Origin of the sequence: Microbacterium oxydans, from assembly GCF_900095745.1 — a bacterium.
Lineage (GTDB): Bacteria > Actinomycetota > Actinomycetes > Actinomycetales > Microbacteriaceae > Microbacterium > Microbacterium oxydans_B.
On record NZ_FMIR01000019.1, the window covers coordinates 528643 to 547888 of the forward strand.

Consider the following 19246-nt stretch of genomic DNA (forward strand, 5'->3'; position numbering starts at 1 on the left):
TGTGCACGCGGGTCAGACGGCCCCGGCGCGGGCGAGACGCGCCCGGACCTCGCCGATGGGCACCGCACGCGCGGTCCGACCATCCGGGCCGACGGTCGTCTCGGCGGCGAGCACGGAGTTGATCAGGGCCTCCTCCACGGCATCCATCGTGGCGGCGAACAGCGGCGACAGCACGTCGTCCGCCACCGGCCCTCCGAGCGCCGGATCGTGCACCGAGAACGCGATCGCGTAGTCGCCGCTGCCCTGCGCGTAGTCGGCGCCGACGCCCCGCATCGCGAACACCGCACGATTGGCGACTCGCCCGAGCTGCCGACCATCCACGGCCGCATCCGTCGCGACGACGATCATGCACGAGTTGCCGACGGGCTGAGCTGCGGCCCCGGACAGCAGCTCCTCCGCGGGAAGCGGCACTCCCGCGATCCGCAGCGTCCCGCTGAAGTTGGTCTGCACCAGGGCACCGACCGTACGCGTCTGTCCCGCGACGTCGACGAGCCGGGATGACGTGCCGATGCCGCCCTTGTAGCCGAGAGCGACCGTCCCCGCGCCGGCCCCGACACACCCCTCCACGACGGGACCGGCGGCCGCCGCCTCCAACGCCTGGACCACCTGCTCCTCGCCGACGGCCCGGCGTCGGATGTCGGAGAGGAAGCCGTCGTTCGTCTCCCCGACGACCGGGTTCAGCGTCGTCGTCCGCGCGTGCGCCGGGGTCGCCAGCAGGTGTCCGAGCAGCGCGTCGGCGACGCGGAAGACCGACAGGGTCGAGGTGAGGAGGATCGGGGTCTCCAGCGCGGCGAGCTCACGAAGTTGCGTGGCGCCGACGAGCTTGCCGTAGCCGTTGCCGACCGAGAGGTTCGCGGGGAGGCTGCGGCGCTCCCCGGTCAGGGTATCGGGCACGATCGCGGTGACCCCGGTGTGGAGACCGTCGCCGTGCAGCGTGGCGTGCCCGACCCGGACACCGCCGACATCGGTGATGGCGTTCTCCGCACCGCGCGCGAACGCCCCCGACGGCACACCGAGGTCGGCGAGGCGGGGACGGGAGGAGGCGGACGACAGCAGTGTCATGCTCCAATCCTTCCAGGGGTGCAGCAGCGCACATCCGCGCCGCGCCGGACGACTCTGCCGTGTCGAGCCGGCCTCCCACTCGCTCGATAGACTGGTGCGCACAACCCACACTCAGGCACGCTCACACAGTGCCGCATACATCGCTCGAGGAGATCCCCATGCCTGCTTCCGAATCGATTCCCACCGGGATTCCCGACAAGCCCGCACTCGAAGGTCTCGAAGCGAAGTGGGACGCCGCCTGGGTAGATCAGGGCACCTACCTGTTCGACCGTCTGCGCGCGGCACAGTCCGGCCGCGAGGGCGTGTACTCCATCGACACCCCGCCGCCGACGGCATCCGGAAGCCTTCACATCGGGCACGTGTTCTCGTACACGCACACCGACGTGAAGGCGCGCTACGAGCGCATGCGCGGCAAGACCGTGTTCTACCCGATGGGATGGGACGACAACGGCCTCCCCACCGAGCGCCGCGTGCAGAACTACTACGGCGTGCGCTGCGACCCCTCGCTCCCCTACGACGCCGACTTCACGCCGCCGTTCGAGGGCGGCGACAACAAGTCGAGCCGCGCGGCCGACCAGCAGCCGATCAGTCGCCGCAACTTCATCGAGCTCTGTGAGCGCCTCACGATCGAGGACGAGAAGCAGTTCGAGGCCCTGTTCCGCCAGCTCGGACTGAGCGTGGACTGGACGCAGACCTACCGCACGATCTCCGACGACACGATCCGCCAGAGCCAGCTCGCTTTCCTGCGCAACATCGAGCGCGGCGAGGCGTACCAGGCACTCGCACCGACCCTGTGGGACATCGACTTCCGCTCCGCGATCGCCCAGGCCGAGCTCGAAGATCGCGACCAGCAGGCCGCGTACCACACCATCGAGTTCCCCTTCGCGGACGGATCGGGCACGCTGGCGATCGACACCACGCGTCCGGAGCTGCTCCCCGCGTGCATCGCGCTCGTGACGCACCCGGAGGGTCCGCACAAGCACCTCATCGGCACCAAGGTGCGCACGCCCTTCTTCGACGCCGAGATCGAGATCCACGGACACCACCTCGCCCAGCCCGACAAGGGCACGGGAGCGGCGATGGTCTGCACCTTCGGTGACGTGACCGACATCGTGTGGTGGCGCGAACTGCGCACCACCGAGAACGAGCCGCTGCCGAACATGACGACGATCGGCCTGGACGGGCGCTTCCTCCCGGAGGCCCCGACATCCGTCACGAACCCCGCGGCGATCACCTGGTACGCCGAGGAGCTCGCGGGCAAGACCGTCTTCAGCGCACGCAAGGCCATCGTCGAGAAGCTGCAGGAGACCGGCGACATGACCGCGGTCGGCAAGCCGTTCAACCACGCGGTGAAGTTCTTCGAGAAGGGCGACCGTCCGCTCGAGATCGTGTCCACCCGCCAGTGGTACATCCGCAACGGCGCCCGCGACGGCGCGCTGCGCGACACGCTCATCGCCCATGGTCAAGAGCTCGCCTGGCACCCCGAGTTCATGCGCGTGCGCTACGAGAACTGGGTCGGCGGCCTCACCGGCGACTGGCTCGTGTCGCGCCAGCGATTCTTCGGAGTGCCGATCCCGCTCTGGTACGCGCTCGACGAGAACGGCGAGCGTGACTACGACCGCGTGCTCGCTCCCGACGCGGCGACGCTCCCGATCGACCCGACGACCGATGTCCCCGCCGGATACACCGAGGACCAGCGCGGCGTGGCCGGCGGGTTCGACGCCGAGGCCGACATCCTCGACACCTGGGCGACGTCGTCCCTGACTCCGCAGCTCGCGGGCGGCTGGCAGCGCGACGAGGAACTCTGGAACCTCACCGCTCCGTTCGACCTGCGCCCGCAGGGTCAGGACATCATCCGCACCTGGCTGTTCTCGACCATGCTGCGCTCCACTCTCGAAGACGGCAGGACCCCGTGGCGCAACGCCGCGATCTCCGGCTTCATCGTCGACCCCGACCGCAAGAAGATGTCGAAGTCGAAGGGCAACGTGGTCACCCCGGCCGACGTGCTCGAATCGCACGGCTCCGACGCGGTGCGCTACTGGGCCGCCTCCAGCCGCCTCGGCATGGACGCCGCGTTCGACCCGCAGAACCCCACGCAGGTGAAGATCGGCCGTCGTCTGGCCATCAAGGTGCTCAACGCCGCCAAGTTCGTGCTGTCGTTCCCCGTGCCCGAGGGTGCGCAGGTCACGCACGCCCTGGACGCATCGATGCTGACAGCGCTCGACGGTGTGGTGGCCGAGGCGACCAAGGCCTACGACCGCTACGACGCCGCCCGCGCGCTCGAGCTGACCGAAGCGTTCTTCTGGACCTTCTGCGACGACTACCTCGAGCTCGTGAAGGAGCGCGCCTACAATCAGGCCGACGTGGGCCAGGCCTCCGCAGCACTCTCGCTGCGTCTGGCCCTTTCGACGCTCCTCCGCCTGCTGGCACCGGTGCTCTCCTTCGCCACGGAGGAGTCGTGGTCGTGGTTCGAGGAAGGGTCCGTGCACACGGCGGAGTGGCCCACGCCGCTCGGCATCGACGGCGACCCGGCCGTGCTCTCCGCCGCGAGTGAGGCGCTGATCGGCATCCGCCGCGCGAAGACCGAGGCGAAAGCGTCGCAGAAGACCCCCGTCTCGCGCGCCGCGATCGCGGCTCCCGCCGCAAAGCTCGAGGCGCTCCGTGCCGCCGCAGACGATCTCCGCGCCGTCGGCCGCATCGCCGAGCTCGATTTCAGCGAGGCCGAGGAGTTCGCGGTCACCGCGATCGAGCTCGCACCGGTCGAGGGTTCCTGATGCAGCTCGGCACTCGATGGGCGGCCGGTTCCGAGGCACCGGCCTCGGTCCCCGCATCGCTGCGGCCGGCGATCTCCGCGGTGGAGGCGAAGGGCCTCACCGGCCACTGGACCCTCACCTGGCTCGAGGGTCGCGCCATCGCGGAGCTCGACGCCGGCTGGGAGGTCTTCCAGGCCGCGTCCGGCGAGGTCGTCGCCCGCCCCTTCGCGGACTGAGCAGGCCCGCGCGGAGATACTTCGGGCTCCTTCAGAACCGAGGGATGTCGAGCTGCGCGAGCGCGCGGGTCAGCGACCGCGGGTCCTGCGCCGGCGTCTGCTGCTGCCGCAGCCTGTCGAGAACCCTCGCGCGACGCTCGGCCCGACGGGCGACGCGGCGCGCGACCCATGTGGTGAGCGTGTCGGCCAGCCGGAGCACACGAACCTCGGTGTGGGTCGGAGCCATCAGGTGAAGCGTCGCACTGGTCATGATTCCTCCTCCATGTCGGCGGCGGGGGCGGATGTCGGTGCCGACGGCGTCGACAGGTCGAAGAGCTCGGTCCGCAGCGACACCCGCCGGACGTCCGGGCCCGTCTGACCCCGGTAGCGCTCGATCGCGCGCTCGACGATCACCTCGAGCTCATCGCGGAGCGACGTCGCCTGCTCCGGCGTCAGGTCCAGGTGCGTGGTCATGATGATGCCGGTGTCGCGCCACTCCTCCGGCACGTCCGCCTGAGGGCGATTGACGTAGGCCATCAGGGTCTCGTGACGCAGCCGGAAGAACTCCGAGTTGACGATCTGGGCGGCGGCGCGGTTGGCCGGCGAGGTCATATCGTCGGGACCGGGAACGTCGATGCGTCCCTTCGGCCGCTCCCACCACCGCTCGCGGGCGGTGCCGCGCCCCTCCACCTCGCGGATGAGGTCGTGGGCGGCGAGAGCTCGAAGGTGGTAACTGGTCGATCCGGAGGTCTCCCCCACGAGCGCCGCCAGCGAACTGGCGGTCTGCGGGCCACGAGCCGCGAGCAGGTCGAAGATCTTCACCCGAAGCGGGTGCGCCAGCGCCTTCAGCGCCCCGGCATCGAGCGTCCGTACCTGCGTCTCGTTCGTCATGATGCAAAGATACCTTTGCAAAACTTTCTTTGCAAGTATTTCTTTGCAACACTGTCTGCACGGTTCCCGACCTCTGCCCGCATCGGTGGTTAGGCTCGGAGGATGACCGACGCCACGAATCCGCTGCTGCAGCCGTCGACGCTCCCGTTCGGGCTTCCCGATTACCCCGCGATCCGCCCCGAGCACTATCTCCCGGCGTTCCGAGCCGGGTTCGAGGAGCAGCTCCGCGAGGTCGCCCGCATCACGATGGTGCGATCGATGCCGACCTTCGAGAACACCCTCGAGGCGCTCGAACGCTCCGGCGAGTTGCTCGACCGGGTCGCCCACGCCTTCTACACGGTCAGCTCCGCGGATGCGACGCCCGAGATCCAGGAGATCGACGAGCAGCTCGCACCCCTGATGGCCGCTCACCAGGACGCGATCACCCTCGACGCCCAGTTGTACTGGCGGGTGCAGCAGGTGTTCGAGCAGCGGGATGCTCTCGGTCTCGACGCCGAGCAGCGTTATCTGGTCGAGCGCCACCACCGTGAGATGACGCACGCCGGTGCCGCCCTCGACGATCAGGCCAAAGAACGACTGACGGCGCTGAACCAGAAGCTCTCGACGCTGACGAACACGTTCGAGCGCAACCTGCTGAACGACACGAACGACCTCGCCGTGGTGTTCGACTCCCCCGCGGAACTCGATGGTCTGAGCACGGGAGAGCTGTCGGCCGCGGCGCGTGCCGCGACGGACCGCGGGCTCGACGGCAAGCTGCTCATCACTCTCCCGTTGTTCACCGGACACCCCGCCCTCGCCCAGCTGCGTGTGCGGGAGTCACGACGGCGCATCATGGCGGCGTCCCTCGCTCGCGGGTCACGTGACAACGCGAACGACAACCGCCCGGTCCTCCTCGAGATCGTACGGCTGCGTGCCGAGCGTGCGACGCTGCTCGGGTACGAGTCGCATGCGGCGTATGTCACCGCCGACGAGACGGCCGGGACTCCGGATGCCGTCGAGCAGATGCTGCGTCGGCTCGCCACCCCCTCCGCGCGCAACGCGAAGACCGAGCACGCCGCCCTGCAGACGATCGTCGACGAGACCGAATCCGCCCCGTTCGCCGTGGAGGCCCACGACTGGGCGTATTACACCGAACGGGTGCGCACGGCCCGGTACGACATCGACTCCAGCGCGCTGCGCCCCTGGTTCGAGGCGGAGCGCGTCCTGCAGGACGGCGTCTTCTTCGCCGCGACGCAGCTGTACGGTGTGACGTTCGCAGAACGCGACGACCTCGTCGCGTACCATGCCGGCGCTCGGGTGTTCGAGGTTCGCAACGAAGACGGCACGCCCGTCGGTCTGTTCATCCTCGACCTGTACACACGCGACTCGAAGCGCGGCGGCGCCTGGATGAACCCGATCGTGAGTCAGTCCCGCCTGCGCGGTACCGCAGCCGTCGTCGTCAACAACCTCAATGTGCCACTGCCCGGCGACGGCGAGCCCACGCTGCTGACGCTCGACGAGGTCACCACCCTGTTCCACGAGTTCGGTCATGCCCTCCACGGACTCTTCGCGACGGTGACCTACCCGCACTTCGCCGGCACGAACGTGTTCCGCGACTTCGTCGAGTTCCCGAGTCAGGTGAACGAGATGTGGATCCTGTGGCCGGAGGTCCTCGACAACTACGCCCGCCACCACGAGACCGGCGAACCGCTCGACCCCGCCATCGTCGAGCGCCTGCGCGCGACCGAGACCTTCGACCAGGGCCACGCGACGAGCGAGTACCTGGCCGCCGCATGGCTGGACCAGGCCTGGCACCGCGTGGGCGTCGACGCGGAGATCGGTGACGTCGCCGCGTTCGAGGCAGCCGCCCTCGCCGACATCGGGCTCGACGACCCTGCCGTCCCCACCCGCTACTCGTCCACGTACTTCGCACACATCTTCTCCGGTGGCTACAGCGCGGGCTACTACTCGTACATCTGGAGCGAGGTGCTCGACGCCGACACGGTCGACTGGTTCCGAGAGAACGGCGGACTCACCCGCGCCAACGGTGACCGGTTCCGGGGGCGCCTGCTCGGTGTCGGCGGCTCGAAGGACCCGCTGGAGGCCTACCGCGACTTCCGGGGTCGCGACGCCGAGATCGAGCCGCTGTTGAAGCGCCGTGGCCTCGGCGACTGAGTCGTGAGAACCTGGGCGGATGAACGCATTCCCCGACGCACCGTTCGGCCCCGCTGACCGCCTCGACCTCGACGCCACTCCGCTCGCCGTCATCCGCCACAACGGCATCCGCATCGCCGATCTTCAAGACGCGTTCGACGCGGGCTACTCGGCGATCGCCCTCACGTTCGCCGGCGACGTGCTGACCCCGACCGGACCCGCGCTCGCGATCTACCACGGCGACCCGATGGGTGTCTTCGACCTCGAGCTCGGCTTCCCCGTGGACTCCCCGCCGCAGAATCCGATCCCGACGGCGAGCGGGAGTGTCATCGTCGGCTCGACCCTGCCGTCGGGGGCGGCGGTCGCGACCACCGTGCTCGGTTCCTACGACGAACTGGGTGCCGGGTGGGCAGGGCTCGTCGAACGGGCCGGAGCGCAGGGGCTCCGCCCCGGAGGTGTCTGGATCGAGGTGTACGTCTCCGATCCGAGCACCACGCCGGCAGACCTGCGCACCGACCTCATCATGCCGCTGACCTGATCGAGGTCACGCGCTCTTGCGCTTGCGCTCCATCACGATGGTGGGCGGGGCGCCTTCGTCGACGGCCGCGCGGGTCACGATGACCTTGGCGACGTCTTCTGCCGACGGGATCTCGAACATGATCGGCCCGAGGACGTCTTCGAGGATGGCACGGAGTCCGCGCGCACCGGTCTTGCGACCGACGGCGAGGTCGGCGATCGAACGCAGCGCGTCTTCTTCGAACTCGAGCTGCACGCCGTCGATCTCGAACATGCGCTGGTACTGCTTCACCAGCGCGTTGCGCGGGCCGGTGAGGATGTCGATGAGCGCAGCCTGGTCGAGCGGCGAGACCGAGGTGACGACCGGAAGACGGCCGATGAACTCGGGGATCAGGCCGAACTTGTGCAGGTCTTCGGGAAGCACCTCGCTGAACAGGTCGAGGTCCTTGCCCTTGTCGTGCAGCGGCGCGCCAAAGCCGATGCCGTGCTTGCCGACGCGCGCGGACACGATGTCTTCGAGGCCGGCGAAAGCGCCCGCGACGATGAACAGCACGTTCGAGGTATCGATCTGCAGGAATTCCTGGTGCGGGTGCTTGCGTCCGCCCTGCGGCGGAACCGACGCGACCGTGCCCTCGATGATCTTCAGGAGCGCCTGCTGCACGCCCTCGCCCGAGACGTCACGGGTGATCGACGGATTCTCGGCCTTGCGGGCGATCTTGTCGACCTCGTCGATGTAGATGATGCCCTGCTCGGCGCGCTTGACGTCGTAGTCGGCGGCCTGGATGAGCTTGAGCAGGATGTTCTCGACGTCCTCGCCGACATACCCGGCCTCGGTGAGGGCGGTGGCGTCGGCCACGGCAAAGGGCACGTTGAGGCGCTTGGCGAGAGTCTGCGCGAGGTAGGTCTTGCCGCAGCCGGTCGGACCGATGAGCAGGATGTTGCTCTTCGCGATCTCGACCTCTTCGGCCCGCTGCTCGGCGGACTGCAGAGTGCCGAGTGCACGAACGCGCTTGTAGTGGTTGTAGACGGCGACGGAGAGAGCGCGCTTGGCGGGCTCCTGACCGACGACGTACTCCTCGAGGAACGAGAAGATCTCACGCGGCTTGGGCAGCTCGAACTCGGCGACACCGTCGCCGGAGGACTCGGCCATGCGCTCTTCGATGATCTCGTTGCAGAGCTCGACGCACTCGTCGCAGATGTACACGCCGGGTCCGGCGATCAGCTGCTGGACCTGCTTCTGGCTCTTTCCGCAGAAAGAGCATTTGAACAGGTCAGCGCTTTCACCGATGCGGGCCATGCGCGTCCTCCTATGGGGGGATCAGAGATCGTTCTTCGAGCCTAACCGCTGCATACGACACTGGGCCGCATTGGACCGCACTCGGCATCGGGTCGCGACACATGAGGAGTCAGGAACCGCCGCTACCCCCGGTTCCGGGGCGGCGATTCCCGACCCCTCACGAGATCGACAGAGGGCGTCAGACCATGCTCTTCGTGTGCCAGACCGTCTTCACCTCGGTGAAGGCGCCGATCCGCTCGGGCGAGGCGACGACCTCACCGGGCGTGAGAACGCGCTTCAGGGTGTCGGCGGCCGCGATCTGCATGTCGACCCAGTCGAGGTCGCCGGCACCGGCGAGGTCGAGGGCGTTCACATCCTGGTGCGAGGCGAGCCACGGAGCGATCTCCGCGGGCGAACCGGTGAGCACGTTGACGACGCCACCGGGGACGTCGCTCGTGGCCAGGACCTCGGCGAGGCTGATGGCCGAGAGCGGATGCCGTTCGCTGGCCACCACCACGACCGTGTTGCCCGCGACGAGAGCCGGAGCGACGACCGAGACCAGGCCCAGCAGCGCGGAGTCCTGGGGCGCGACGATCGCCACGACGCCCGTCGGCTCCGGAACGGAGATGTTGAAGTACGGCCCCGAGACCGGGTTCGCGTTACCCGCGACCTGCGCGTACTTGTCGCACCACCCGGCGTACCAGACCCAGAGATCGATGGCCTCCTCCACCTGCGTGGCCGCAGCGGAGGACGAGATCCCCTGCTGGGCGACGATCTCATCGATGAACTGCGCGCGCCGCCCCTCGAGCACCTCGGCCACGCGGTAGAGCACCTGGCCGCGGTTGTAGGCGGTCGCGCCGGACCAGCCCTTGACCGCCGCGCGCGCGGCCACGACCGCGTCACGGGCGTCCTTGCGGGAACCCTTCGCCGCGTTGGCGAGGAACGCGCCCTTGGGCGAGAGCACCTCGTACGTGCGGCCCGACTCGCTGCGCGGGAAAGCGCCGCCGATCGCCAGCTTGTATGTCTTCGGAACGGTCAGACGCTTGCTCATGCTGCGGCTCCCTTGAGGTAGGCGGTGAGGCCCTGACGTCCGCCCTCGCGGCCGTATCCGGACTCCTTGTAACCGCCGAACGGGCTCGACGGATCGAAGCGGTTGAAGGTGTTGGCCCAGATCACCCCGGCGCGCAGCCGGTCGGCCACCGCGAGGATGCGGGATCCCTTGTCGGACCAGATGCCCGCCGAGAGCCCGTAGGGCGTGTTGTTCGCCTTCGCCACGGCCTCGGCCGGTGTGCGGAAGGTGAGCACCGAGAGCACGGGACCGAAGACCTCGTCACGGGCGATGCGGTGCGACGCCTCGACCCCGGTGAAGATGGTCGGAGCGAACCAGAACCCCTGCTCGGGGATCGCGCAGTCGGCCGTCCAGCGCTCCGCACCCTCGGCCTCGCCGATGTCACTCAGCTCACGGATGCGGGCGAGCTGGGCGGCGGAGTTGATCGCACCGATGTCGGTGTTCTTGTCGAGCGGGTCGCCGAGGCGCAGCGTCGACAGGCGCGCCTTGAGCCGGTCGACGACCTCGTCATGGATCGACTCCTGCACCAGGAGGCGGCTCCCTGCGCAGCAGACGTGGCCCTGGTTGAAGAAGATGCCGTTGACGATGCCCTCGACGGCCTGGTCGATCGGAGCGTCGTCGAACACGATGTTCGCAGCCTTACCGCCGAGCTCGAGGGTCACCTTCTTGTTCGTCCCGGCCACGGCGCGCGCGATGTCGCGACCGACACCGGTCGAACCCGTGAAGGCGACCTTGTCCACATCGGGGTGACGCACGAGCGTCGAACCCGTGGCTCCCGCTCCGGTGACGATGTTCACGACACCGGCCGGAAGGTCGGCCTGCTGCAGGATCTCGGCGAAGATCAGCGCCGTCAGCGGCGTGGTCTCGGCGGGCTTGAGCACGACGGTGTTGCCCGCGGCGAGAGCGGGCGCGATCTTCCACGCGAGCATGAGCAGCGGGAAGTTCCACGGGATGATCTGTCCGGCGACGCCGAGAGCGCGGGGGTTCGCACCGAGCCCGGCGTGATCGAGCTTGTCCGCCCAGCCCGCGTAGTAGAAGAACCAGGAGGCGACGAGCGGCACGTCGACGTCGCGGCTCTCCTTGATCGGCTTGCCGTTGTCGAGGCTCTCGGCGACGGCGAGCTCACGGGCACGCTCCTGCACGAGGCGGGCGATGCGGAAGAGGTACTTGCCGCGGTCGCGACCGCTCATCCGCGACCAGGTCTTCTCGTAGGCGCGACGCGCCGCCTTGACCGCACGGTCCACGTCGTCGTCACTCGCGGAGGCGATCTCCGCGATGTGCTTCTCGGTCGCCGGCGAGATGGTGGTGAAGGGCGTGCCGGACCCGTCGACGAACTCGCCGTCGATGAACAGCCCGTAGCTGCTCTTCAGGTTCAGGACCGCAGTGGACTCCGGTGCCGGAGCGTATTCCAGAAATGACATGTTCGTCTTCCCGTCAGTCGATCGTGACGTAGTCGGGGCCCGAGTAGTGGCCGGAGCTGAGCTTCTGACGCTGCAGGAGCACATCGTTGAGAAGGCTGGACGCACCGAAGCGGAACAGGTGCGGCTGCAGCCACTCCTCCCCCACGGTCTCTGCGACGGTGACGAGGTACTTGACCGCGTCCTTGGACGAGCGGATGCCGCCGGCAGGCTTCACACCGATCTTCTCGCCCGTGCCGCGGTACCAGTCGCGCACCGTCTCGAGCATCAGGAGCGTCGTCGGCAGAGTCGCCGCCGGCTGCACCTTGCCGGTCGACGTCTTGATGAAGTCGCCTCCGGCCAGGATGCCGAGCCAGGACGCCCGCTTGATGTTGTCGTAGGTGTTCAGCTCGCCGGTCTCGAGGATCACCTTGAGCGAGGCGTACGAGCCGTCTTCGCGGCGGCACGCCTCCTTCACCTGCGCGATCTGGTCGAACACGAGGCCGTAGCGGCCGGAGAGGAACGCTCCGCGATCGATCACCATGTCGATCTCGTCGGCGCCCGCAGCGACTGCCTCGGCGGTGTCGGCGAGCTTGATCGCGAGTGATGCGCGGCCGCTCGGGAACGCCGTCGCCACGGCGGCGACCGAGATCAGGCCGTCGTCGGGGTCGCCGTGCATGCCGCCGAGTGCCGTGACCGCGTCCCCCACCATGTCGCCATACACGCACACGGCCGCGACCCGAGGGGTCGACGGATCGGCGGCGTCCGGGGTCTTCGCCTTCGCGACGAGCGAGCGCACTTTGCCGGGGGTGTCCGCACCCTCGAGCGTGGTGAGGTCGATCAGCTTGATGATCGTGTCGAGGGCCCACGCCTTCGACGTGGTCTTGATCGAGCGCGTGCCGAGCCCGGCAGCGCGCTGCTCCAGGCCGACCGCGTCGACGCCCGGAAGCCCGTGCAGGAAGCGACGGAGGGTGGCGTCGTCCGGCTCTCCGCCGAGGACATCCACCGCCGCTCTGCGGCTGATTTCTGTGGTGGTCACTGTTCCTCCAACAATGCTCGTGCTGTGGTCTCATCGGTCACCAGTACGCCGCACAGGCCGCTGGTCACGACCGTGCGTGCGATGTCGTGCTTGGCAGGTCCCGCCGTGACGAAGATCGCGTGGTCGGCTCCGCGCAGCCGGTCGAGCGAGACGCCCACCGTTCGCGCATCGAGTTGCGAGTCGACGATGTTGCCCTCGGCGTCGACGTATCGGCCCAGAACGTCGCCGACGGCTCCCCTGCGCGCGAGCTCCTCGACCTCCTCGCCCGTGAGGTAGCCGTTCTCGACATGGGCGGACGAAGCATCGCAGGGTCCAGCGGTGAACAGGAACGCCTGCGCCTCGGCGGCTTCTTCGAGAACCGCCGCCACCGTGCGGTCGGACTCGATGGCCTGTTTGGTCTCCACGCGCTCGAGGATCGCCGGGCTCGGCAGCAGCGACACCTGGCCGGAGGCGCGCTGGGCGATCGTGACGGCGAGGCCGGCCGCACCGCCGGATCGGCGGTTCAGGCTGACGCCGCCGTTGAGCTGCACGACGGTGACGCCGTTGGCCCATCCGTCGGGAAGCGCCTCGGCGACGGCACGGAGCGTGCGTCCCCAGCTCACCCCGAGCGTGCGCGGAACAGGTCGCAGCGCGGTCAGGAAGTCGGCGGCAGCCTGGGCTACGCGTTCGAGCGTCCCGTCATCGCCCTCGGGCGCGGGAACGACGACGGCATCGGTGAGGCCGAACCGCTCCACCAGGAGCCGCTCCAGACCGAGTCGGCGAGCACGCGGGTGCACGATCTCGATGCGCACGATGCCGCGTTCCTTGGCCTGCACCAGAAGCCGGCCGACCTTCCAGCGGGAGATCTTGAGGAGTCCGCCGATCTCGTCCTGAGTCTTGTCCTCGTCGTAGTAGAGCTCGGCGACGCGAACCATGAGCAGATCTTCTTCCACGGCTTCCTCCTTCCTTACCCAGAGTATGCCGGAATCCGCGTTCGCGCATCCACATGCTCATATGCGCACTATGCGCCGAGCGCGTGCACATTCGCCGGAGACGACGAAGGGGCGCCCGTCATGATGACGGACGCCCCTTCAGGATCGGAAGGCCTCAGACCCGCTTGCGGGTGGTGAGCACCTGGTCGACGATGCCGTACTCCAGCGCCTGCGCGGCGGAGAGGATGTTGTCGCGATCGATGTCGCGGTTCACCTGCTCCGGGGTGCGCTTGGTGTGCCCGGCCAGGGTCTCCTCGAGCCAGGTCCGCATGCGGAGGATCTCCGCGGCCTGGATCTCGATGTCCGAAGCCTGGCCGTGGCCGGCCTCGCCCATCGCGGGCTGGTGGATCAGCACTCGGGCGTTCGGCAGCGCGAGACGCTTGCCGGGCGCGCCGGCCGCGAGCAGCACGGCCGCGGCGGATGCCGCCTGGCCGAGCACGACGGTCTGGATCTGCGGCGCGACGTACTGCATCGTGTCGTAGATCGCGGTCATCGCGGTGAAGGAACCGCCGGGCGAGTTGATGTACATCGTGATGTCGCGCTCGGAGTCCTGGCTCTCCAGGACGAGGAGCTGCGCCATCACGTCGTCGGCCGACGCGTCGTCAACCTGCACGCCGAGGAAGATCACGCGGTCTTCGAACAGCTTGTTGTACGGGTCCTGACGCTTGAATCCGTAGGCCGTGCGCTCCTCGAACTGCGGGAGCACGTAGCGGCTGGAGGGCAGATCACCGGCAGCGCGGAAGGTGGGTGTGTACATGAGCGTCCTTTCGCTTTCCGTTACTCGGTGTCCTGGTCGGTTCCGCCGCCGCCGATGACGTCGGAGGCCGATTCGCGGATGTGGTCGACGAAGCCGTACTCGAGCGCTTCCTCGGCGGTGAACCAGCGGTCGCGGTCACCGTCGGCGTTGATCTGCTCGACAGACTTGCCGGTCTGCGCCGCGGTGATCTCGGCGAGGCGGTTCTTCATCGACATGATGAGCTGCGCCTGGGTCTGGATGTCACTCGACGTACCGCCGAAGCCACCGTGCGGCTGGTGCAGCAGCACTCGGGCGTTGGGCGTGATGTAGCGCTTGCCCTTGGTGCCCGCGGTCAGCAGCAGCTGGCCCATCGAGGCGGCCATTCCGATGCCGACGGTGACGATGTCGTTCGGCACGAACTGCATCGTGTCGTAGATCGCCATACCCGCGGTGATCGAGCCACCCGGCGAGTTCACGTAGAGGTAGATGTCTCGCTCGGAGTCCTCTGCGGCGAGAAGAAGGATCTTCGCGCAGATCTCGTTCGCGTTCTCGTCTCGCACCTCCGAGCCGAGCCAGATGATGCGGTCCTTCAGCAACCTGTCGAAGACGCTCGTTGCGAGGAGGGGTTCTGCAGCCATGTCAGCTCCTGATTCCGTGTTTCAGTGATTCGAATCTACCGGCGACAACGCAGCGCTCAGGCCGTGTTCGCCGTCGGCATATCAGGTGTCGGTGCCGGCGATCTCGTGGGCATAGGCCGTCATCGAGCGGTGGTACCGCGGGAGGTGCGGCACGAGGGCGAGCAGTGCCACCGAGAGCCCCTGCGCCGGTCGCCCGGCGCTCGCGAGGATGAGCGCGTGAACCGTCGCGACGGCGTCACGATAAGGACCGTCCGCCGACAGCTCCTCCTCGGCGCGGATCACGGTGAGAGCCTCGTCGTACTCCCCCAGGTTGCGCAAAGAGCTCGCCAGCTGGATCACGCACTGCGGACGGTGCTCATCGTCGAGGCCCAATGTGAGCGCCCGGCGGTACAGTTCCACCGCCTCGGCAGGCTTCCCCGCCGAGTCCCGCGCGCCGGCACGTTCGAACTCCGCGCGTGCGTCGTCCGATCCGCGCTCGGCGGCCAGGGCGTCGATCCGCGCGATGGTGTCGTCGCCGACCTCTTCGCCCGTCGCGTCGTCCCACACCTCGTCGATGCGCTCATCCCACGTCTTCATCGCTGCTCTCTCCCTGGATGGAAAAGAGGGCGGATGCCGCAGCATCCGCCCTCTTCATTGGATCGTTTGCGATCACTCAGCCTTGTCGGCAGCCTTCTTGGCCGGAGCCTTCTTGGCGGCAGGCTTCTTGGCAGCCGGCTTCTTCTCGGCGGGCTCGTCCGCAGCGTCGGCGTCGGCCTTCTTGGCCGGAGCCTTCTTCGCGGGCGCCTTCTTGGCGGGAGCCTTCTTGGCCGGCTTCTCCTCGGCTTCGGTCTCTGCCTCGGCGGCCTCGTCGTCCGTGACGATGAAGTCGGAGAGGTCGACGGCCTTGCCGTTGCTGTCGACGACCTTGACCTTGCCGAGCGCGATGGCGAGGGCCTTGTTGCGGGCGACCTCACCGACGAGCGCGGGCAGCTGGTTCGAGGACTGCAGCGCCTCGACGAACTCCTGCGGAGCCATCCCGTACTGCGCGGCCGACTGGATCAGGTACTGGCTGAGCTCTTCCTGCGAGACCTGCACGTCGGCCTGCTCGGCGATCGTGTCGAGCAGCACCTGCGTACGGAACTGCTTCTCGCTCGCCTCGGTGACCTCGGCGCGGTGCACGTCGTCCTCGAGACGGCCTTCGCCCTCGAGGTGGTTGTGCACCTCGTCCTCGATGAGCTGCGGCGGAACCGGGATCTCGATCTTCTCGAGCAGCGCCTCGACGAGCTTGTCGCGCGCGGCGGAACCCTGCGTGAAGACACCCTGCTGTGCGACGCGCTCGGCCAGGCTCTCGCGGAGTTCCGCGATGGTGTCGAACTCGCTCGCGATCTGCGCGAAGTCGTCGTCGGCCTCGGGAAGCTCGCGCTCCTTGACGGCCTTCACGCTCACGGAGACCTCGGCCTCGGAGCCGGCGTGGTCGCCGCCCACGAGAGCCGAGCGGAACGTGGTGTCCTCACCGGCGGTGAGCGACTCGATCGCGTCGTCGATGCCCTCGAGCAGCTCGCCGGAGCCGATCTCGTAGGAGACACCCTCGGCGCGGTCGATCTCGGCGCCGTCGATCGTCGCGACGAGGTCGAGTTCAACGAAGTCGCCCTTCGCTGCGGGACGGTCGACGGGGACGAGCGTGCCGAAGCGCGCGCGCATGTTGTCGAGCTCGGCGTCCAGTGCGGCCTCGTCGGCCTCGACGGCGTCGACCGTCACGGTGATGTCGTCGTAAGCGGGCAGATCGATGTCGGGGCGGACGTCCACCTCGATGTCGACGAGCAGGTCTCCGGAGAAGTCCTTCTCGTTCGGCCACTGCGTGATGTCAGCGGCCGGACGGCCGACGACGCGCAGCTTGTGCTCGACCGTGGCGTCACGGAAGAACTTGTCCAGGCCCTCGTTCACCGCGTGCTCGATGACCGCACCGCGGCCGATGCGCTGATCGATGATGGGCGCCGGGACCTTGCCCTTGCGGAAGCCGGGGATCTGCACGTCCTGAGCGATGTGCTCGTAGGCGTGAGCGATGCTGGGCTTGAGGTCGTCCGGGGTGACCGTGATGCTGAGCTTGACCCGGGTCGGGGTCAGCTTCTCGACGGTGCTGTTCGCCATGCTGGTGTGTTCTCCTTGTGATTTCCGCGCGGTATCGCGGCTGTAAGGTCCGTGGGGCCGTGTCGGGGCGACAGGAGTTGAACCTGCGACCTCCCGCTCCCAAAGCGGGCGCTCTACCAAGCTGAGCTACGCCCCGGGGAATCCGCACGCAGATTCAGCCCCACCGAGTCTAACGGACAAGAGCACTCCCGACTGTCCGGTATGATCGATGAGTCCGGAGATACGACTCCGGCCCGACCCCGAGATTCCGCGGGGATTCGGGGCTGTAGCTTAGTGGTAAAGCCTTAGTCTTCCAAACTAATGATGCGGGTTCGATTCCCGTCAGCCCCTCCGGATCAGAAGGCCCTCATCGAATACGGTGGGGGCCTTCTCGCATGCTCGGCGGTCGGTCCAATACGCTGACAGCACCGACCACGCAGTCTCCGACCGGAAGGCACCATCGAATGGGCACGACGTGACCGCCCCGCTTCGGCCCGACCTGGAGACTTCGACGCCTTCGACACGCGGCCCCCACGAGCTGCCGGTGCGCTTCTCCTCGAGTCCATACGCGACCGCGAAGCCCCGTGCTCGCCGTCGCCCGCGTCGGGGGCTCGTCATCGGCGTTCTCGGGGGCGCCGCGGTGATCGCCGCCCTCGGCATCACCCAGCTGACCGCGAACCTCGGCTACGACGCTGCCGCGGACCGATTCGCCGACACACTGCGAACCGCGACGGCGGTCACGTCGGAGACCGCTCACACCCGAGACGTGCTCGCCCGGGCGACCGATGCCGGTCACGTGATCCGAGACGCCGGCAGCGCACCGATCGCCGTGCCGGAGGACATCGTCTCGGCGCTGTCGACCGCCATCGCCGAGGGCGAAGAAGTCGGAGCTGCCGCGGAGAAGCTTCTCGCCACCGCATTGCCGTCCCCCGGGACGAAGCCGATCTGGTTCTGGGAGCTGTTCGGAGCCTCTTCGGAGCTCGTCGAGGACGAGAGCTCGCTCGACGACCTGGTGCAGGACCTCGAAACCGCGTCCGAGAGCGCCGTCGAGGCCGAGGATGCCGTCCAGGAGAGCGGCCTGGCCGTGCTCTCCTCCGCCGGCGAGTCAGCCGCGGCTTTCGAGGCCGCACATCCCTCAGCCCGCAACGATGCCGTGATCGCGCTCCGCAACGCCGCTGCGGATGCGCTCGCAGCGACCACCATCGACGACGACGCGGCGACGACCTATGTCGCACTGCAGGACGCCGGCGCGCAGGTCGTCGCGACGGAGTCCGAAGAAATGGCGGAGAAGTCGGGGCCGTTGCGAGGTGCTCGCCTGGAGATCGAGGCCTTCGCCCGCTCCCTTGCCCCCGGCGTGCTCCTCGAGTTCGACTGGTCCCCCGTGGTCAACGGCGCGGGTTACAACGGCAGCATGGGCGGGTACACCACGTGGTGGTGGGACGACCCCGGCCGCGCCCACATCGAGCTGTCGGACTCCGTCGCCGAGCAGTGGCCGGCGGAGCGGAGCAAGGCACTCGTCGCGCACGAGGTGGGTCACGCGATCAGCGTGAAGTGCGAGGACATGTACGACGCGTCGACGCAGGACAGCATCGAGAAGTGGGCCACCGCGTGGGCCATCAGTATGGGATACACCGACGATGCCAACGGGGTCTGGGCCTACGGATACCCGCCCCAGGAGTACGTCGACGCCGCCGCAGGCTGCCGCTGAGCCACGAAGCAGACCCGGGAACGGAAGAAGCCGCCGTGATCGCTCACGGCGGCTTCTTCGATGTCAGCTCGAGGTCACTGTCCCCGACGCTCGCGCAGCTGCGTGAGTGCGTCGTCGAGAAGCTGGACGGCTTCCTCGTCGGTGCGACGCTCCTTCACATACGCGAGGTGCGTCTTGTACGGCTCCGGCTTCGCGAGAGCAGGAGGGTTCTCCTTGTCGCGCCCGGCCGGGAGACCCGACTGCGGGTGGTCGATCGTCTCGGGGATCTCTTCTTCGGGAAGTCCTGCGGCGAAGTAGCGCACGGTCTCGTTGCCGAGCCCGTCCCAGTACGAGACGGCGATGCGGTCGGCGTGATAGCCGTGATCCTGTTCGCCCATCGGGCCGGAACCCACACGGGTGCCGCGGATGGCGTTTCCACCGGTAGCCATCAGATGACCTCGAATTTCGTGATGAGGCCCAGCGCGACGATGGCGACGAACCATGTCAATGCCAGGACGACGGTGAAGCGGTTCAGGTTCCGCTCCGCAAGACCGGAGGAGCCGACCGCAGAGGTCATGCCTCCACCAAACATGTCGGACAGTCCACCGCCCCGACCTTTGTGGAGGAGGATGAGGAGGGTCAGCAGAACGCTGGTGATGCCCAGCACGACCTGCAGGACGAACTCGAGAATTGCCACGAGAAAGAGCCTTTCGCTGGGGCCGGAACGCCCCCGTAACGGTCAAGTATACGGTGCAGC

General features: G+C 68.1%; 19 protein-coding genes and 2 tRNA genes. 6 read left to right on the top strand and 15 right to left on the bottom strand.

From position 1 onward, the window contains the following. Positions 1 to 12: 12 nt before the first annotated feature. On the bottom strand, positions 13 to 1062 hold the full coding sequence (locus BQ2383_RS18090; RefSeq protein ID WP_091037114.1) for a P1 family peptidase: 1050 nt from the start codon (positions 1060 to 1062) through the stop codon (positions 13 to 15). 158 nt (positions 1063 to 1220) lie between these two features. Here BQ2383_RS18090 and valS point away from each other — a divergent pair, with 158 nt between their 5' ends. Beyond that, positions 1221 to 3836, top strand: a complete 2616-nt coding sequence (gene valS / locus BQ2383_RS18095; RefSeq protein WP_091037116.1) for a valine--tRNA ligase — start codon at positions 1221 to 1223, stop codon at positions 3834 to 3836. Next, on the top strand, positions 3836 to 4051 hold the full coding sequence (locus tag BQ2383_RS18100) for a hypothetical protein (RefSeq protein ID WP_091037118.1): 216 nt from the start codon (positions 3836 to 3838) through the stop codon (positions 4049 to 4051). Before valS ends, BQ2383_RS18100 begins: the two co-directional genes overlap by 1 nt. Positions 4052 to 4082: 31 nt before the next feature. On the opposite strand, the gene BQ2383_RS18105 is transcribed toward BQ2383_RS18100, so the two are convergent. Together BQ2383_RS18105 and BQ2383_RS18110 are read right to left on the bottom strand one after the other, a co-directional pair. Further along, positions 4083 to 4301: a hypothetical protein gene (locus tag BQ2383_RS18105; protein ID WP_091037121.1), complete on the bottom strand. Its 219-nt coding sequence runs from the start codon at positions 4299 to 4301 to the stop codon at positions 4083 to 4085. Then, complete coding sequence (locus BQ2383_RS18110) at positions 4298 to 4921, bottom strand: ArsR/SmtB family transcription factor (protein WP_091037125.1); 624 nt, start codon at positions 4919 to 4921, stop codon at positions 4298 to 4300. Before BQ2383_RS18110 ends, BQ2383_RS18105 begins: the two co-directional genes overlap by 4 nt. A gap of 102 nt (positions 4922 to 5023) precedes the next feature. On the opposite strand from BQ2383_RS18110, the gene BQ2383_RS18115 reads away from it, so the two are divergent. Both BQ2383_RS18115 and BQ2383_RS18120 read left to right on the top strand, forming a co-directional pair. Next, positions 5024 to 7075 (top strand): M3 family metallopeptidase, encoded by a 2052-nt coding sequence (locus tag BQ2383_RS18115; protein WP_091037127.1) that lies wholly within the window; start codon positions 5024 to 5026, stop codon positions 7073 to 7075. Positions 7076 to 7094: 19 nt separating this feature from the next. Continuing rightward, positions 7095 to 7592 carry a GyrI-like domain-containing protein gene (locus BQ2383_RS18120; RefSeq protein ID WP_091037130.1) on the top strand — a complete coding sequence of 166 codons (498 nt, stop codon included), beginning with the start codon at positions 7095 to 7097 and terminating at the stop codon, positions 7590 to 7592. 6 nt (positions 7593 to 7598) lie between these two features. Here BQ2383_RS18120 and clpX read toward each other — a convergent pair whose 3' ends face one another. The 10 genes from clpX to BQ2383_RS18170 form a co-directional block, all read right to left on the bottom strand. Beyond that, positions 7599 to 8867 carry an ATP-dependent Clp protease ATP-binding subunit ClpX gene (gene clpX / locus BQ2383_RS18125; protein WP_091037133.1) on the bottom strand — a complete coding sequence of 423 codons (1269 nt, stop codon included), beginning with the start codon at positions 8865 to 8867 and terminating at the stop codon, positions 7599 to 7601. A 178-nt stretch (positions 8868 to 9045) separates the two neighbouring features. Next, entirely contained in the window at positions 9046 to 9897 is an 852-nt protein-coding gene (locus tag BQ2383_RS18130; RefSeq protein ID WP_091037135.1) for an aldehyde dehydrogenase family protein, read from the bottom strand. Then, on the bottom strand, positions 9894 to 11336 hold the full coding sequence (locus BQ2383_RS18135; protein ID WP_091037138.1) for an aldehyde dehydrogenase family protein: 1443 nt from the start codon (positions 11334 to 11336) through the stop codon (positions 9894 to 9896). The genes BQ2383_RS18130 and BQ2383_RS18135 overlap by 4 nt, the downstream gene beginning before the upstream one ends. Before the next feature lie 13 nt (positions 11337 to 11349). Next, positions 11350 to 12351, bottom strand: a complete 1002-nt coding sequence (gene deoC / locus BQ2383_RS18140; RefSeq protein ID WP_091037140.1) for a deoxyribose-phosphate aldolase — start codon at positions 12349 to 12351, stop codon at positions 11350 to 11352. After that, a complete protein-coding gene (locus BQ2383_RS18145; protein ID WP_244176048.1) occupies positions 12348 to 13283 on the bottom strand; it encodes a sugar-binding transcriptional regulator in 936 nt (311 codons plus the stop codon). Before BQ2383_RS18145 ends, deoC begins: the two co-directional genes overlap by 4 nt. 154 nt (positions 13284 to 13437) lie before the next feature. Further along, positions 13438 to 14079, bottom strand: coding sequence for an ATP-dependent Clp protease proteolytic subunit (locus BQ2383_RS18150; protein ID WP_029261627.1), 642 nt, complete (start codon positions 14077 to 14079; stop codon positions 13438 to 13440). Between the two features lie 20 nt (positions 14080 to 14099). Beyond that, positions 14100 to 14696 carry an ATP-dependent Clp protease proteolytic subunit gene (locus BQ2383_RS18155; protein ID WP_017830295.1) on the bottom strand — a complete coding sequence of 199 codons (597 nt, stop codon included), beginning with the start codon at positions 14694 to 14696 and terminating at the stop codon, positions 14100 to 14102. Positions 14697 to 14777: 81 nt separating this feature from the next. Next, positions 14778 to 15272, bottom strand: a complete 495-nt coding sequence (locus BQ2383_RS18160) for a tetratricopeptide repeat protein (RefSeq protein WP_091037143.1) — start codon at positions 15270 to 15272, stop codon at positions 14778 to 14780. Positions 15273 to 15344: 72 nt separating this feature from the next. Further along, the gene (tig, locus tag BQ2383_RS18165) at positions 15345 to 16823 is read right to left on the bottom strand and encodes a trigger factor (protein WP_091037145.1); all 1479 of its coding nucleotides are present in this window, start codon (positions 16821 to 16823) and stop codon (positions 15345 to 15347) included. Between the two features lie 62 nt (positions 16824 to 16885). Beyond that, a tRNA-Pro gene (locus tag BQ2383_RS18170) sits at positions 16886 to 16959 on the bottom strand. A 123-nt stretch (positions 16960 to 17082) separates the two neighbouring features. Here BQ2383_RS18170 and BQ2383_RS18175 point away from each other — a divergent pair. Then, positions 17083 to 17153: transfer RNA gene (locus tag BQ2383_RS18175), tRNA-Gly, on the top strand. A gap of 124 nt (positions 17154 to 17277) precedes the next feature. Beyond that, positions 17278 to 18510 (top strand): hypothetical protein, encoded by a 1233-nt coding sequence (locus tag BQ2383_RS18180; RefSeq protein WP_140403383.1) that lies wholly within the window; start codon positions 17278 to 17280, stop codon positions 18508 to 18510. A gap of 74 nt (positions 18511 to 18584) precedes the next feature. Here the strand turns inward: BQ2383_RS18180 and BQ2383_RS18185 are convergent, their stop codons facing one another. Next, complete coding sequence (locus tag BQ2383_RS18185; RefSeq protein ID WP_091037150.1) at positions 18585 to 18938, bottom strand: RNA polymerase-binding protein RbpA; 354 nt, start codon at positions 18936 to 18938, stop codon at positions 18585 to 18587. Continuing rightward, positions 18938 to 19186 carry a preprotein translocase subunit SecG gene (gene secG, locus BQ2383_RS18190; RefSeq protein WP_029261623.1) on the bottom strand — a complete coding sequence of 83 codons (249 nt, stop codon included), beginning with the start codon at positions 19184 to 19186 and terminating at the stop codon, positions 18938 to 18940. The genes BQ2383_RS18185 and secG overlap by 1 nt, the downstream gene beginning before the upstream one ends. Positions 19187 to 19246: the final 60 nt, after the last annotated feature.